At 37.4% G+C, this 14,262-nt stretch carries 12 protein-coding genes; 6 read left to right on the top strand and 6 right to left on the bottom strand.

From position 1 onward, the window contains the following. Positions 1-69: 69 nt before the first annotated feature. Together def and M030_RS0106565 are read right to left on the bottom strand one after the other, a co-directional pair. Entirely contained in the window at positions 70-651 is a 582-nt protein-coding gene (def, locus tag M030_RS0106570; protein WP_027372767.1) for a peptide deformylase, read from the bottom strand. A gap of 56 nt (positions 652-707) precedes the next feature. Then, positions 708-1,274 carry a Crp/Fnr family transcriptional regulator gene (locus tag M030_RS0106565; RefSeq protein WP_027372766.1) on the bottom strand — a complete coding sequence of 189 codons (567 nt, stop codon included), beginning with the start codon at positions 1,272-1,274 and terminating at the stop codon, positions 708-710. A 181-nt stretch (positions 1,275-1,455) separates the two neighbouring features. On the opposite strand from M030_RS0106565, the gene M030_RS0106560 reads away from it, so the two are divergent. Beyond that, the gene (locus M030_RS0106560; protein ID WP_027372765.1) at positions 1,456-3,990 is read left to right on the top strand and encodes a phosphoenolpyruvate carboxylase; all 2,535 of its coding nucleotides are present in this window, start codon (positions 1,456-1,458) and stop codon (positions 3,988-3,990) included. A gap of 123 nt (positions 3,991-4,113) precedes the next feature. Here M030_RS0106560 and M030_RS0106555 read toward each other — a convergent pair whose 3' ends face one another. Then, the gene (locus M030_RS0106555) at positions 4,114-5,718 is read right to left on the bottom strand and encodes a S8 family peptidase (protein ID WP_027372764.1); all 1,605 of its coding nucleotides are present in this window, start codon (positions 5,716-5,718) and stop codon (positions 4,114-4,116) included. Between the two features lie 88 nt (positions 5,719-5,806). On the opposite strand from M030_RS0106555, the gene M030_RS0106550 reads away from it, so the two are divergent. The 5 genes from M030_RS0106550 to M030_RS0106530 are packed head-to-tail and all read left to right on the top strand — an operon-like array spanning position 5,807 to position 9,606. Beyond that, entirely contained in the window at positions 5,807-6,931 is a 1,125-nt protein-coding gene (locus M030_RS0106550; RefSeq protein ID WP_027372763.1) for a DegT/DnrJ/EryC1/StrS family aminotransferase, read from the top strand. After that, a complete protein-coding gene (locus M030_RS0106545; protein ID WP_027372762.1) occupies positions 6,931-7,341 on the top strand; it encodes a hypothetical protein in 411 nt (136 codons plus the stop codon). The genes M030_RS0106550 and M030_RS0106545 overlap by 1 nt, the downstream gene beginning before the upstream one ends. A gap of 3 nt (positions 7,342-7,344) precedes the next feature. Next, complete coding sequence (gene galE, locus M030_RS0106540; protein WP_027372761.1) at positions 7,345-8,364, top strand: UDP-glucose 4-epimerase GalE; 1,020 nt, start codon at positions 7,345-7,347, stop codon at positions 8,362-8,364. A gap of 12 nt (positions 8,365-8,376) precedes the next feature. Further along, the gene (locus M030_RS0106535) at positions 8,377-9,141 is read left to right on the top strand and encodes a methyltransferase domain-containing protein (protein WP_027372760.1); all 765 of its coding nucleotides are present in this window, start codon (positions 8,377-8,379) and stop codon (positions 9,139-9,141) included. Between the two features lie 12 nt (positions 9,142-9,153). Next, on the top strand, positions 9,154-9,606 hold the full coding sequence (locus tag M030_RS0106530; RefSeq protein ID WP_027372759.1) for an adenylyltransferase/cytidyltransferase family protein: 453 nt from the start codon (positions 9,154-9,156) through the stop codon (positions 9,604-9,606). 50 nt (positions 9,607-9,656) lie between these two features. On the opposite strand, the gene M030_RS0106525 is transcribed toward M030_RS0106530, so the two are convergent. The 3 genes from M030_RS0106525 to dapF form a co-directional block, all read right to left on the bottom strand. Beyond that, the gene (locus tag M030_RS0106525; RefSeq protein ID WP_027372758.1) at positions 9,657-12,266 is read right to left on the bottom strand and encodes a TonB-dependent receptor domain-containing protein; all 2,610 of its coding nucleotides are present in this window, start codon (positions 12,264-12,266) and stop codon (positions 9,657-9,659) included. Between the two features lie 132 nt (positions 12,267-12,398). Further along, on the bottom strand, positions 12,399-13,424 hold the full coding sequence (mltG, locus tag M030_RS0106520; protein WP_027372757.1) for an endolytic transglycosylase MltG: 1,026 nt from the start codon (positions 13,422-13,424) through the stop codon (positions 12,399-12,401). A gap of 29 nt (positions 13,425-13,453) precedes the next feature. Continuing rightward, positions 13,454-14,221 carry a diaminopimelate epimerase gene (gene dapF / locus M030_RS0106515; RefSeq protein WP_027372756.1) on the bottom strand — a complete coding sequence of 256 codons (768 nt, stop codon included), beginning with the start codon at positions 14,219-14,221 and terminating at the stop codon, positions 13,454-13,456. Positions 14,222-14,262 lie beyond the last annotated feature (41 nt).

The following is a 14,262-nucleotide window of genomic DNA, read 5'->3' as shown; positions in this document are numbered from 1 at the left end:
AATTATTAAAACGGACTCTGAATATTTTCAAAACCCGTCCACGATCATACGTCTGAAGCAAACCTAGATTTACAAAAACTTCATCGGATATCCGGCTGTAACATTCCTATTGATAATTTTTTTAAGCTTAGATTCCATCATTTTTTTGGTCAGAGGTTTCAGACGGTCAGTATATAAAATTCCCAAAGTATGATCGTATTCATGCTGCACAATTCTTGCAGTTTGTCCCGTAAAGGTTTTCGTATGTTTGATAAAATCCTGATCAAGATATTCAATAGTAATTTCCCAGGGTCTTTCTACCTTTTGCGAAAGTCCCGGAATGCTCAGGCAGCCTTCATAATCCTCCCATGTTTCTTCCGATGTTCCGATGATCCTTGCATTGATGAAAGTCTCTCTGATTCCTTTGTCATCTTTCCCGAAATATAAGAGCCGATCTTCTGTATCCATATTTTGATAGACGATCCGGCTGTCTGCTACAAAAAGCTGCAAAGGTTTTCCTACCTGGGAACATGAAAGACCACATCCGTTAGCATTTTCCATGGTCTCCCACATATCTTGTATGAGTTGCTGAACCTTGGGACTATTTTCAGTAACTATTGAGCATTTTTGTCTTAAAACCGAGTTTCCGTATGCTATAATTGGTAAATTCATTGTCGTATTTTGCTGCAAAGTTCTTAAGAGCAAAACAAGTATACAATGAACCTATGTTAATTAATTTGTCTGCGGATCCTGCTTAAGGCCTGTGGTGTAATCCCAATGTACGAAGCTATATACTTTAAAGGAACAAGCTTCAGCAGTTCAGGCTGCTCTGTAAATAATTTTAAATAGCGCTCCTTGGCTGTAAGTTGTAATAAGGAAAGCTCACGTTTGTTCTTAGCGAGGAATAATTTTTCAGAAGCAAAACGTCCCAGATGATTTCCTACATGGGTCTGGCTGTATACCTGTTGCAGGTCATCATACGAAATTTGCCATACCACGGTCTCCGTCAGTGCCTGCATTTCATAGTCTGAAGGAGTTTGGGTAAGGAAAGAATCATAGGCACAGGTAAACTCCTTTTCAAATCCAAAATTGAAAGTGTAGCCATATTCATCATCAGGAATATAGGATCTGACCAATCCGGATTCAACAAAAGACAAGAAATTTTCAATATTTCCTTGCTGGGTTATTACTTCATTTTTAGCATACACCTTTCTATGGAAATGCCCAGCAATAAATGCCCATTCCGATTCCTGTAGTTTGACGATTTGCTCGTAGTATGCTCTGATGTATCCCATAACATTTTTTGATTGATTTTTACCAGAAGATCAATAATACTAATGCTATTATTAGCTATATTTAGAAATTAATTAAAGTACAAAGTTACGAAATGTTTACCGGGAATTAAGATGTATGGGACGGATCTCTTTTTGTCATTTGTCAATTCAGTTAATTCCAAAATCAATTACATTTGTTATTATGATACACGACCAACGCGCAGAAAAATTCAGGCAGATTGTGGAAAATAAGTTCCAGATCTATAATTCATTATTTATGAGCCTGCCTTATGATAAAATGACGAATATCGGGATGCTGCTCCCATTCCTGTATGAAGAAAGCAGAACCGGCTATGATGCAGGAAAAACACCTGAAGAGATTGTCGAAGAATTTTTTAAAAACCACACCGATCTTCAAAGTGAAGAGCAGAAGCTTGAACTTCTTTTTAAGATCATCCAGTATATCGAAAGACAGGTCGTTTTATTCGACAGTATTGAAGACGCTGCTTTCCCAAATCTTCATTCAGAAAGTGATAATGGGACCGTTACCAACCTTTTTGAACGTTCTTACCAGGATCATAAAATTGAAAAGGTACGTGAAAAATTAAAGGATTTCAGCGTAAAAGTGGTCTTCACTGCTCACCCTACGCAATTTTATCCTAGTTCGGTGCAGAGAATCATTCAGGATTTAAGGGGAGCTATTGCCGGTGATTCTGTGACACAGATCGATATGCTTTTGCAGCAGCTCGGGAAAACACCTTTTGTGAATAAAGAAAAACCCACTCCGATAGATGAGGCATTGAGTATCATTTCTTATCTGAGATATGTGTATTACGATACCATTGGAGAACTGTTTACGAAAATTAAAAAAACTTTCGGGAACGGACATTTTCATCTGCATGAAGATATTATCCAGCTGGGTTTCTGGCCTGGCGGAGATAGAGACGGTAATCCCTTTGTGACAGCTGATGTTACCAAAAGAGTAGCAGAGGAACTGCGCTCGGCTATTTTGAAATCCTACTACAGTCATTTGAAATTTATCCGAAGAAGATTAAGTTTCAGAGGTGTTTCTGAAGTGTTGACTCAGTTGAGCGAAAAGCTGTATACTGCCATTTTTGATGGAAAAAATATCACTTCCGAAGATATTTTAAAGTTTACGGATGAGGCAGAAAAGATATTGATCAACGAGCATAATTCTTTGTTTTTAGATCTTTTGATAAATTTCAGAGATCGTGTGAAGATCTTCGGGACACACTTTGCCACCTTGGATATCCGTCAGGACAGCAGAATTCATCAGCAGGTCATAAATGAGGTTTTTGCTAAAGTATCCGGCGATGAAAATGCCGATGCAGAGCAAAAATTTACTCGATTAATTCAGACCTCCGGGAAAGTGAATGCTGACGATTTTAATGATATTGTAAAAGATACCTTATTAACGGTTTCACAGGTTTCTGAAATTCAGCACCTAAACGGATTGAGAGGAATGAACCGATATATTATTTCCAATTCAGATGCAGTGAAAGATGTGATGAACGTGTATGCATTTTTCAAAATCTGTGGGTATAAAGATGAAGAGATCAATATGGATATTGTTCCGCTTTTTGAAACCATGGAAGGACTCGCCAATGCTGAAAATGTGATGAAGGAGCTTTACCATCATCCTGTATACAAAAAGCATCTTGAGAGAAGAGGAAATCAACAGACCATTATGCTGGGCTTCTCGGATGGAACAAAAGACGGAGGATATCTGAAAGCCAACTGGGAGATTTACAAGGCAAAAGAAGTTCTGACAAAACTGTCCGAACAGAATAATATTAAAGTTGTTTTCTTTGACGGTAGAGGAGGTCCGCCGGCAAGAGGAGGAGGGAAAACCCACGACTTCTACGCTTCACAGGGAAAAACAATTGCCAATAATAAAATAGAACTGACCATTCAGGGACAAACCATTACCAGTATTTTTGGAAATAAGGAACAGGCGAAATATAATTTTGAACAATTACTTACTGCCGGAGTAGAAAATGACGTATTTAAAAACGCTAAAAAAGACCTTACGGAAAAAGAACGCGAACTGATAGTTGAGCTTGCCGAAATCAGTTATCAGAAATATTCTGACCTTAAAGCCCATCCGATGTTTGTTCCTTATCTACAGGAAATGAGTACCCTTGAGTACTACGGAAAAACCAATATCGGGAGCCGTCCATCCAAAAGAGGAAACGGCAGTGAGTTGAAGTTTGAAGACCTGAGAGCAATTCCTTTCGTGGGCTCATGGTCGCAGCTAAAACAAAATGTTCCCGGTTTCTTTGGTTTCGGATATGCCATGCAACAGCTGAAAGAGCAGGGAAGGTTTGAAGAAGTAAGAGAGCTCTACAAAGGATCGGATTTCTTTAAAACTTTAGTTCTGAATTCGATGATGAGTATGAATAAATCCTACTTCCCACTGACTTATTATATCAAAAACAATCCGAAATTCGGTGCTTTCTGGAATGTGCTTTTTGATGAATATGAGCTTTCAAGAGAAATTATGCTGGAACTGACAGGCTTTAAATTACTGCAGGAAGAAGATCCTTTGTCAAGAAAATCTGTGAAGATTCGCGAGAAAATCGTACTTCCGTTATTAAGTATTCAGCAATATGCGCTTATGAAAATTCAGAAAGGAGAGGGTAACAAAGAGGCCTATGAAAAGCTGGTCACCAGATCCCTGTTCGGAAATATTAATGCGAGTAGAAACTCAGCATAATGTAAAACTTATACGATAAATTATATTATCATGTATCAATAGGAACGGGCTTTAGCCCGTTCTTTATTATAAACGGCGTCCATTGTCTTTAACCAAAAAATATATGTTGTTTTTTGATAAAAATTAATCTTTGATGAGTTTTTCGTAAATCGTTTTATTTTTTGTCCGGATTTTCAAATAATAGGTTCCCTTTGCAAAACCCTCCACGTTTACGCTTTTTTGTTGATTGTTTTTTTGGAGCAGCCTTCCCAGGTTATCATATATTTCCAATGATTGTATTTCATCTTTAGATACTATATGGAGAATGTTTTTGACAGGATTGGGATAAATTTTCAATATCTCTTTTTTCGAAGATTCGGAAGTACCCAGCACAGCATTGTAAATACTGCCAAAATTAAGAATTCCATATCCCATTTGATCCGTGTGATTAGGATAGAGTGAAGCGGTTTGTCTTAATTTTGTTCTGATCTGCTCTCTGTTCATATTCGGAAAGGCCTGGATAAAGCAAGCCACTCCTCCGGCAGCGATGGGTGTTGCAATAGAAGTTCCGTTCACTGTTATAGTGGCGTTATCGAAAACAGTCGTAGTGTTCGTTCCCTGTGCACTTCCATCAGGTTTTATGACCCCCGCGGAATTCGGTCCGAAAGAAGAAAAAACTGAAGAATTTCCTGTAGAATCTACTCCTCCGATTGAAAATACATTTGTATTGTCAGAAGGTGTCAAAAGGTAATGCCAAGGTTTATCTCCTGAATTTCCGGCTGCTGCAAGTACGAAAATCCCTTTTTCAGCAGCAATCCCGGCAGCACGGGCGATAAAAGAGATGCTTCCGTTCATATCTGCATACGTATAATTGTACTTTGAGTCGTCAAAAACATGATATCCCAGTGATGAGGTGATGATCTCGACCCCTTTTCGATCGGCTTCCTCTGCAGCTTCAATCCAGTATAGTTCTTCTTCTGGAATTTCTACGGCTGCGTTTTCCGTTCGGTAAAGATAAAAATCAGCGTCAGGAGCAGAACCTACGAAAATATTTTCAAGATAGCCTCCAATAGCTCCTAAAATCGCAGTACCATGAGAATTTAAAGTGGTATTGTAAATATCACCGGTTTTTGTTACAAAATCATAGCCTGCTTTGATCTGATTGTTATTCCATATTTTTGAAAAGGCAGCTCCTGTATTTACTGTCGGAAATCCGGAATCGATCACGGCAATGGAAATTCCGGTTCCTGTAAAACCTGCTATATGAAGCGGCCTTATATTAACCTGGTCAATCTGTGCGGAACCGGAACCATAATTGAAATTTGTCAGTATTTTATTGGAAGTTGCCTGATCATCCCACTTGTGAGAAGGAAGCTGTTTGACCGTGGTTGATGTATTTCTGGCAAAACTTTCTACAGACAATACAAAGGGTTGGGTCTGCAAAAGAGTAATCTGGGCAGGAGTTGCGTTTACAGCAGCACCATTGAGCCATTTTGAGTAGTCGGTAACGGTAAAGCCTAAATTCTGGAGATTCTGAATATAAGATTGTTCGATAGGGGCATCCTGGTCATTTAAAGAAATTCCCAGTGTCAGTCGTCTGTTGAGGGACTTTTGCGTCAGCTCTGAAAGAGGGTTGGCAAAGAAGGCTGCTTTATTCGGTTTATCTTTAAAATAGACAAAAACAAGTTCAGTTTGAGCAAATGCACTGGAGTAACCTGTTAAGATACAAAACAATAAAATTTTTTTCATAGTATTATTTTGTATAAAGATAAAAACAAAATCAATAAAATTTTTGATAGGATTTTAAATTCCTTATTTTTACAGAAATATTTATTATATGAAAAAGATTCAGATGGTTGACTTGCAAAGTCAGTATTACAAAATAAAGAATGATGTAGACAATGCAGTTTTAAATGTAATGGATTCGGCAGCTTTTATTAACGGCCCTGAAGTAAAGTCTTTCCAGAATGAATTGGAGTCTTATTTAGACGTAAAACATGTGATCCCATGTGCTAATGGTACAGATGCATTACAGATTGCCCTGATGGCTTTGGACCTTAAAGAGGGAGATGAAATCATTACGGCTGATTTTACTTTTGCTGCAACGGTAGAAGTAATTCACCTTCTTAAACTGAAATCGGTTTTGGTAGACGTAGACTATGATACCTTCACGATTTCTACTGAGCAGATTAAAAAAGCAATCACTCCAAGAACAAAAGCGATCATTCCGGTACACATATTCGGACAGTGTGCCAATATGGAAGAGATTTTGAAAATCGCGGAAGAGAATAATTTATACGTTATCGAAGACAATGCTCAGGCGATCGGTTCAGAGTATACATTTTCTAACGGAGAGGTAAAACAGGCAGGAACAATGTCTACGGTAGGAACAACTTCTTTCTTTCCATCCAAAAACTTAGGATGTTATGGAGATGGTGGAGCTATTTTTACCAACAACGATGAGCTGGCTCACCGTTTGAGAGGAATTGTAAACCATGGAATGTACGAAAGATACTACCATGATGAGGTAGGAGTGAATTCCCGTTTAGACAGTATTCAGGCAGCAGTTTTAAGAAAAAAACTTCCTCACCTGGATTCTTATAATGAAGCAAGAAGAAAAGCAGCAGATTTCTATGACGAGGCATTTGCAGGAAACCCGAATATCCTTACTCCCAAAAGAGCTGAAAATTCTACCCATGTATTTCACCAGTATACCTTAAGAATTCTTAACGGGAAACGTAATGAACTACAGAAATTCTTAACTGAAAAAGAAATTCCTGCGATGATTTATTATCCGGTAGCTTTAAGAAAGCAAAAAGCTTACTTCCAGGAAAGTAATGATGCAGATTTCGTGAATACGGATAAGCTTTTGGATCAGGTAATTTCTTTACCGATGCATACAGAACTTGACGAAGAGCAGCTGAAGTATATTACGGATGCAGTGCTTGAGTTTATGGGATAATGACAAGAAAGATATTTAAATATAGGCTGGTTTATTACTTGGCTGTAATAACCAGCCTTATATTTTTTATTATATCTTCTCTTTCACTGCTTGAAATATTTAACAATTTCAGCATATTAAAAACATTGATAATTGTTTTTTCACTTGTTGTTAATGCATTTGCATTTATTAATTTAATTGAAAAATATGATAAAGCTGTTTTGTTTTTAAACATAAGCTTGCTCATATCTACAGGTACCATTGGTTATCCTCTGCTATTAAGATTTTTAAATGGATATTACGTGACAGGACATTTATATTTTAACTTTTTTGCATTGTTTATTGCAATTTTAATCATTATCAATGTATTTAAAGTGAAAAAGTTCAATGGGATTAATGAAATAGAAAACATAGGAAAACACGAAGATTAAAAAATGACAATACTTGTTACCGGAGGACTTGGATATATTGGTTCCCATACTGTAGTAGAACTTCTCAATAGCGGCTTTGAAGTTGTTATTGTGGATGATTTGTCTCATTCAGAAAGGTTTATTTTAAATAATATTGAGGAAATTACAGGAAAGAAACCTGTTTTTTACCCTTTTGATTTAAGACGAAGAGAGCTTCTTACTCAGGTTTTTGAAGCCCACAACATTGATGGTTGTATTAACTTTGCTGCTTCGAAAGCAGTAGGAGAGAGCCAGGTAATTCCTGTAGATTACTATGAAAATAATTTGTTTTCTCTAATCAATATCCTTCAGGAGTTTAAAGAAAGAGAAATTTCAAACTTTATTTTCAGTTCATCCTGTACCGTTTACGGGCAGGCTGATACCATGCCGATTGATGAGAATACTCCGTTAAAAATGCCCCAAAGTGTTTATGGTAAGACAAAACAGATGGGCGAAGAAATTTTGATTGATTTTGCAAAGGCCTATCACCGTAAAATTTCATTATTAAGATATTTTAATCCCATCGGAGCACATGCGTCGGGAAAAATTGGAGAATTACCGATCGGAGTTCCCGATAATTTAGTACCTTACGTGATGCAAACTGCTGCAGGAATTCGCGAGCAATTGAATATCTGGGGAGATGATTATCCTACAGAAGACGGTACCGCGGTTCGTGATTATATCTATGTAGTAGACCTTGCAAAGGCTCACGTAGCTGCTTTGAAAAAACTGATAGAAGATCAGTCAGCAGATACTGTGGTCGATATTTATAATCTGGGAACAGGGAAAGGATCTTCTGTTTTGGAAGTGGTAAAAGCTTTTGAAAAAGCAAATAATGTAGAAGTTCCTTATCAGATTTGTCCCAGAAGAGAGGGAGATGTTATTGTGGCGTATGCCAATCCTGCGAAAGCGGAAAAAGAACTGGGATGGAAGTCAGAAACATCTTTGGAAGAATCTCTAAGGACTGTTTGGGAGTGGCAGAAGTACCTGAAGACCAGAAATTAAAATACAGAAATTATGGCTTGGAATCCGGAAGTATATGACCAATTTAAAGAAGAGCGTTCGGCGCCATTCTTTGATTTATTGAAGCTTGTAGAGTCAAAGACCGGCTTATCTGTGATCGACTTAGGATGCGGAACCGGCGAACTGACCTCAAAGCTTTTGGACTATCTTGAAGATTCTAAAGTATTGGGAATTGACTCTTCTGAAGAAATGCTTGAAAAAGCGGCTCACTTTGCAACAAGCAGACTGCATTTTGACAAAAGAAGTATCGAAGAACAACTTCATATGGGTGATACGTATGATCTTATTATTTCCAATGCAGCCATTCAGTGGTGTAGTAACCACAAAGAGCTTTTTCCAAGAATTATCAGTAAAATTAAACCTGGCGGGCAATTGGCCGTACAGATCCCATCCAATCACGAATATATCGTACACCAGCTATTAAGAAAAATTGCTGGAACAGAACCTTATAAAACAGCTTATAACTCCTGGGAAAGAGAATATACTGTTTTAAAAGTCGAGGACTATGCCCGAATATTATTCGACAACAAAGGAAGAGAAATCACGGTATTTGAAAAAGTATTCCCTCATGTTCTTGAGGATGCCACAGCAGTCTATACATGGGCTTCAGGAACAGCAATGATTCCATATATTGAAAATCTTCCTGATGATTTGAAAGAGCAATTTAAAAACGATTATAAACAACAATTACAAAACACCTTTCCTGAATCACCGGTTTTTTATCCCTTTAAAAGAACGTTTATTTCAGCGAAATTTTAATTTAATATTAATATGAAGACACAAAGAATAGGTATTACATTTTCCTCATTTGATTTATTACACGCCGGGCATATTAAAATGCTTGAAGAAGCTAAAACAGTTTGCGATTATTTGATCGTAGGACTTCAGATTGACCCCTCTCACGATCGCCCGAATAAGAACAAACCGAGCCAGACAATTGTTGAACGCTATATCCAGCTGAAAGCTGTAAATGCGGTAGACGAAATTATTCCTTATTACACAGAAGAAGATCTTTTAGACATTCTGAAATCTTTTGTAATTGACGTAAGAATTATAGGAGACGATTATCTGGACAGAGACTTTACAGGAAAGAAATACTGTGAAGAAAAAGGAATAGAAATTTTTTATAACAAAAGAGACCACAGGTTTTCTACCAGTGATCTGAGAAGAAGAATTTATGAAGCAGAGAAGGACAAATACTCCAAGCCTGAACCTGTAAAGTAAACAGATAAAAAAATCCCGAAAAACAATTTTCGGGATTTTTATTTTTTGAATTACATGGGACCACCCTGTTGGTCGTCACCTGTTTCATTGGAATTGATATCTTTTTTCTTCTTCGGCTGCTCTATTTTTTCTCCTTGTTTAAATCTGTATGTCAGGGAAATAGAGAATTGTCTTGGCTGCCATTGCATGTAGTTTCTACGGGTATAGTCACTGTTGAAGCTAAATACTTCTCTGCTTCTGGTATTGAAGATATCCTGGATATTGAAAGATATCGTTCCGTCGCCATTCCAAATTGTTTTTGAGGCTCCGAAATTCAACGCATACATGTCCTGGGTATTCTGGTTAGCAGATTTTTGTGCCCCTCTGTAGAATCCTTGCAGCTGCACACTTAACGTTTTATCAAGTTTAAACGTTGTATTAAGACGTGCTCTTGTAGAAAAACCGCTTCCCGTGAAGTCCATAGATCCTGTTTTTTTAACACCGTTTACATCTGTTGCATCATAATAGGCGATTCCGGTAGTTTTATATCCGAACATATCTAAGCTCCCCATTATTTTTAACCATGCAAAAGGATCATAGGTAAAGTTGAGGTCCAAACCATATCGATCGTCGTTTCCAAGGTTAATCGGTTTGGTATAGAATACACTCATGCTTTCGTCTGGCCTGTATACCAACATTTTGGTGTCATCAGTAGCATGTCTGTAGTATAAAGTAGGATTGATCGTAAACTTCTTTCTGGTGATGTTATAGCCTACCTCATAAGAATCCACATACGATGGGTTCAGGTCAATATTTCCTTCAAAAATATTCTGGCTGTTGCTGTAGTTCGGGAAAGGAACCATAAAGAATGATCTTGGCCTGTCAATTCTTCGGGAATAATTAACTAAAATCTGATTGTTCTTGGATATATCATAGCTTAAGAATACACTCGGAAACAAATTGTTGTAGTTTTTCGTTTTATCTATAGCCGGTGTATTCGGATTCTGATTGGCATAGTTGATCTTCACATTAGAAAGCTCATCCCTTAATCCTAACTGATAACCAAAGTTGCCGATTTTACTCCTGAACTGAAGATAAAAGGCATTGAAAATCTCACGGTAATCCGTGTTGTTATTATAATCAGGAATGTATTTGTTATTGGAAGTGCTGCTTACGAAATTATCATAAGTGTTATCATTTACATCCAATCTGTATCCCGCCTCAAGTTTTGAATTTTCTCCTATCGGCAATTCATAATCTGCTTTTCCAATGATGGTCTTGCTTACAGAATGTCTTCTGGTAATATCCAGTACATCAGGACGCAGATCATTCGTTTCAAGGATATTGGCGCTGTTATTACTTCTGTTTCTCTGTAAACTTAGTGAAACGGATAAATTCTGTCCTTTGTCATCAAATTTATGATCTAATCCCACATCCCCCTGGAAGGCAAGATTATTGAATAAGCTCTTAGAGTCCCTTAGTCCGTGAGGGTTAAGAAGACTCCATTTTCCGGCTGTAGTCTGAAGGTCTGCAGGATTATCTCTGTAAAACCTGTAGAAGCTGTCATAAGTATCCAGAAGCTCATTGCCGTCTCCCTCAAAAGTTCTTACCAATCCGGTTAAATTGATGGATGTTTTATCGGAAAGGTCATATACAAATCCTGCGCTTACGTTGTAATTTTTATTGTAAGTTTTATTGGTGGAGTTTTGAAGTTGATGTACCGGTACATCGTTCGGTTGTTCTCCTTTTATAATATCAGGATAAGCGAGACTGTGATAGGTTGTTTCAGAATTATTTTTTGTTCTGTTTTCCGTATAGCCACCGCCACCGTTCAAGAACCATGTCCAGTTGTTTTTTCTCCAGCTTAAATTCGTATTTAGCGCAGTTCTCGGAAAATATCCTAAAGTGCCGACCACGCTACCGTTAAACCCTATTTTTTTATTCTTTTTAAGAATGATATTCAAAATACCTGAAGTTCCGCTTGCTTCAAACTTTGAGGATGGGTTGGTGATAACTTCTATTCTTTCAATCTGATCCGCGGGAATACTTTGCAATGCGTTGGCTCCGTCATCAATTCCCAGCAGGGAAGAAGGTTTTCCATTGATCAAAAACTTCACATTGGTGCTGCCTCTCATAGAAACCGTTCCGTCGGTATCTACAGAAACAGAAGGCACATTGGTTAAAACATCCTGCAGGCTACCTCCTTTACTTACAATATCCTGTGATGGGTCATAAGTCTTTTTGTCAAGCTCCACTTTATAAGGCTTTGTTGCCGAAGCAGTGATCACGACTCCCTGCAGTTCCTGTGTTTTACCATCCATGGTTGTAGTGGCCTCAGGTTCTATGGATAAAGCCCCGATATTTCCGTTGGTCGTAATATTTTTGCTGACTACGTTTTTTTTGTAATCAATAGCTTCTACGGTGATGTCGTATTCTCCTGGAGCAAGCTGCAGTTTATACTGTCCTTTTTCGTCAGTTAATACCGCATCACTTAAAGATTTGTTTGCTTTGTTACTGAAAGTGACAGAAGCATAGGGTACAGGCTGGTTTTTCTTATTGACAATAGTTCCTGTGATTCCTGCTTTTTCTTGCGCAAAAGCCATTGCCGCTGCAGAAAGTACTAACGTAAGTCCTAAGGTTTTTCTGGTGAAAATATTGACAATTTCTGTCTTATTCTTCATAGGTTATTTTTTTGTATAAAATCGTGAAGGGATAACCCTAATATTTTAAAAATCTTCAGTGAGTTGATTTATAAAATATTATGATTCTTTATTATTTTTCTAACTGTATAAAATTTCAGGTGCTTGCTGAGCCTATTTTATATTTTTTGAGTTGAGCCAGTCCTGATAGGCCTTAGCATTCACAGCGTGTTCTTCCGCACTTGCTGTAAACTTGTGATATCCAAATCTGGCAGGATCGGCACACATAAATATATAATTATTGTTTTCTGCATTTAAAACAGCATCTACCGAATTTTTATCCACCACACAAATCGGTCCCGGAGGGATTCCTGCATTTGCATAGGTATTGTATGGAGATGGGGTAGACAGATGCTTATATAATACTCTTTTAATAGGTTCTTTAAAATTAGTCTCCTTATTGATCGCATAGATTACCGTAGGATCAGACTGGAGTTTCATTCCTTTTCTGTATCGGTTCAGGTATAATCCCGCAATCGTTTTCATTTCATCTTTTTTTCCTCCTGATTCTTTATAGACAATAGAGGCAAGCGCGTAAATCTGATCTCTTGTCAATCCAGACCCTTGCTCTTTATTTTTTCTTTCACTGGTCCAGAATTCATTGTACTGATCATCAAACTTTGCAAAAAATTCTCTCGGGCTTACCGTCCAGAAAAAATTATAAGTATCAATGAAAAAATATTTTTTTAAATCTTCAGCATTTTTATATCCTTTCTCCTGTGCAATTCCGTCCAAATCTTTCACAAAATGTAAAGAATCCAATTCTGTTTTTCTGGTCACTTTACCAATCATCTGGTACATATCTCCGAAATCACCGATTCTGAAGGAATTAGGCGTTTGATTACCGGCTTTAATCATATTGATCAGATCTGTATTTCCCTTACCACTCTGGATATGATATCGGCCCGCTTTAAAATGAGCATCAAGACCTTTATCCTTAGCTACTGCTTCAAAAGATTCAATGTCTTTGATATAAGGAGCTATAGAATCCATGATCTGTTTGAAGTCTGCTTTATGAGAAATCAACACGTAGCCTTCTTTTTCTACATTGCTTCCGTAATATTTATTATAAAATCTCAAACCAAAAAATCCTGCCACCACAAAGACAAGCAGAATAACAATGAGAATTGCTTTTTTCATTCTTATACTATTGATTAAAAGTTTTGTTTTTAAAGAAGATCTACTTTACCTCTAAAAACTTGCTTCGCCGGACCCTCAAGCCAAATGTTGTGAAATGAGTCTCCATTTTTTTCAGCATACACTTTAAGGTTGCCGCCTAAAGTTTTAACTTTTACAGAGGTTAGATTGTCATTTTGTAGAAAAGTTAAAGCAGAAGCTGTAACTCCTGTTCCACAGCTGTAAGTTTCGTCCTCAACGCCTCGTTCATAGGTTCTTACAAAAATTTCATTTTCAGAAATTTTTTCCACAAAGTTCACATTGATCCCGTTTTCTTTATAATTTTCTGAATTTCTGATCCCGTAGCCATTATCATACACATCATAGTCAGCCAGCTTATCTACATACTTTACGTAATGCGGAGAACCGGTATTAAGAACGGAATCATTTCCGTCATGAGAAACAGTTTCTACATCAATCATTTTCAGTTTGATAATTCCGTTGTGAATTTCTGCCTCATGCTCTCCGTCTATTGCTATGAATTTGCATCGGTCTTCGAATATATCCAGGAAGAAAGCAAATGCGACAAGACATCTTCCTCCGTTTCCACACATCGTACTCTCACCGCCGTCAGAATTGTAATACACCATCTTAAAATCATAATCAGGATCATTTTCCAGCAGAATAAGCCCGTCGGCACCTATTCCAAAACGTCTGTCGCACAATTTTTCAATGATTTTCTTGTCTTTAGGAAACTGAAGGTCACGGTTATCTACCATCACGAAGTCATTTCCCGTTCCCTGATATTTATAAAATTCCATATTGTTTTTGTCTTAAATGAAGAAACAAAATTAGTATATTT

Origin of the sequence: Chryseobacterium sp. UNC8MFCol, assembly GCF_000482305.1 — a bacterium.
Taxonomy (GTDB): domain Bacteria; phylum Bacteroidota; class Bacteroidia; order Flavobacteriales; family Weeksellaceae; genus Chryseobacterium; species Chryseobacterium indologenes.
The sequence above is the reverse complement of the archived record's forward strand: the minus strand, read 5'-3'. Positions and strand labels throughout refer to the sequence as shown.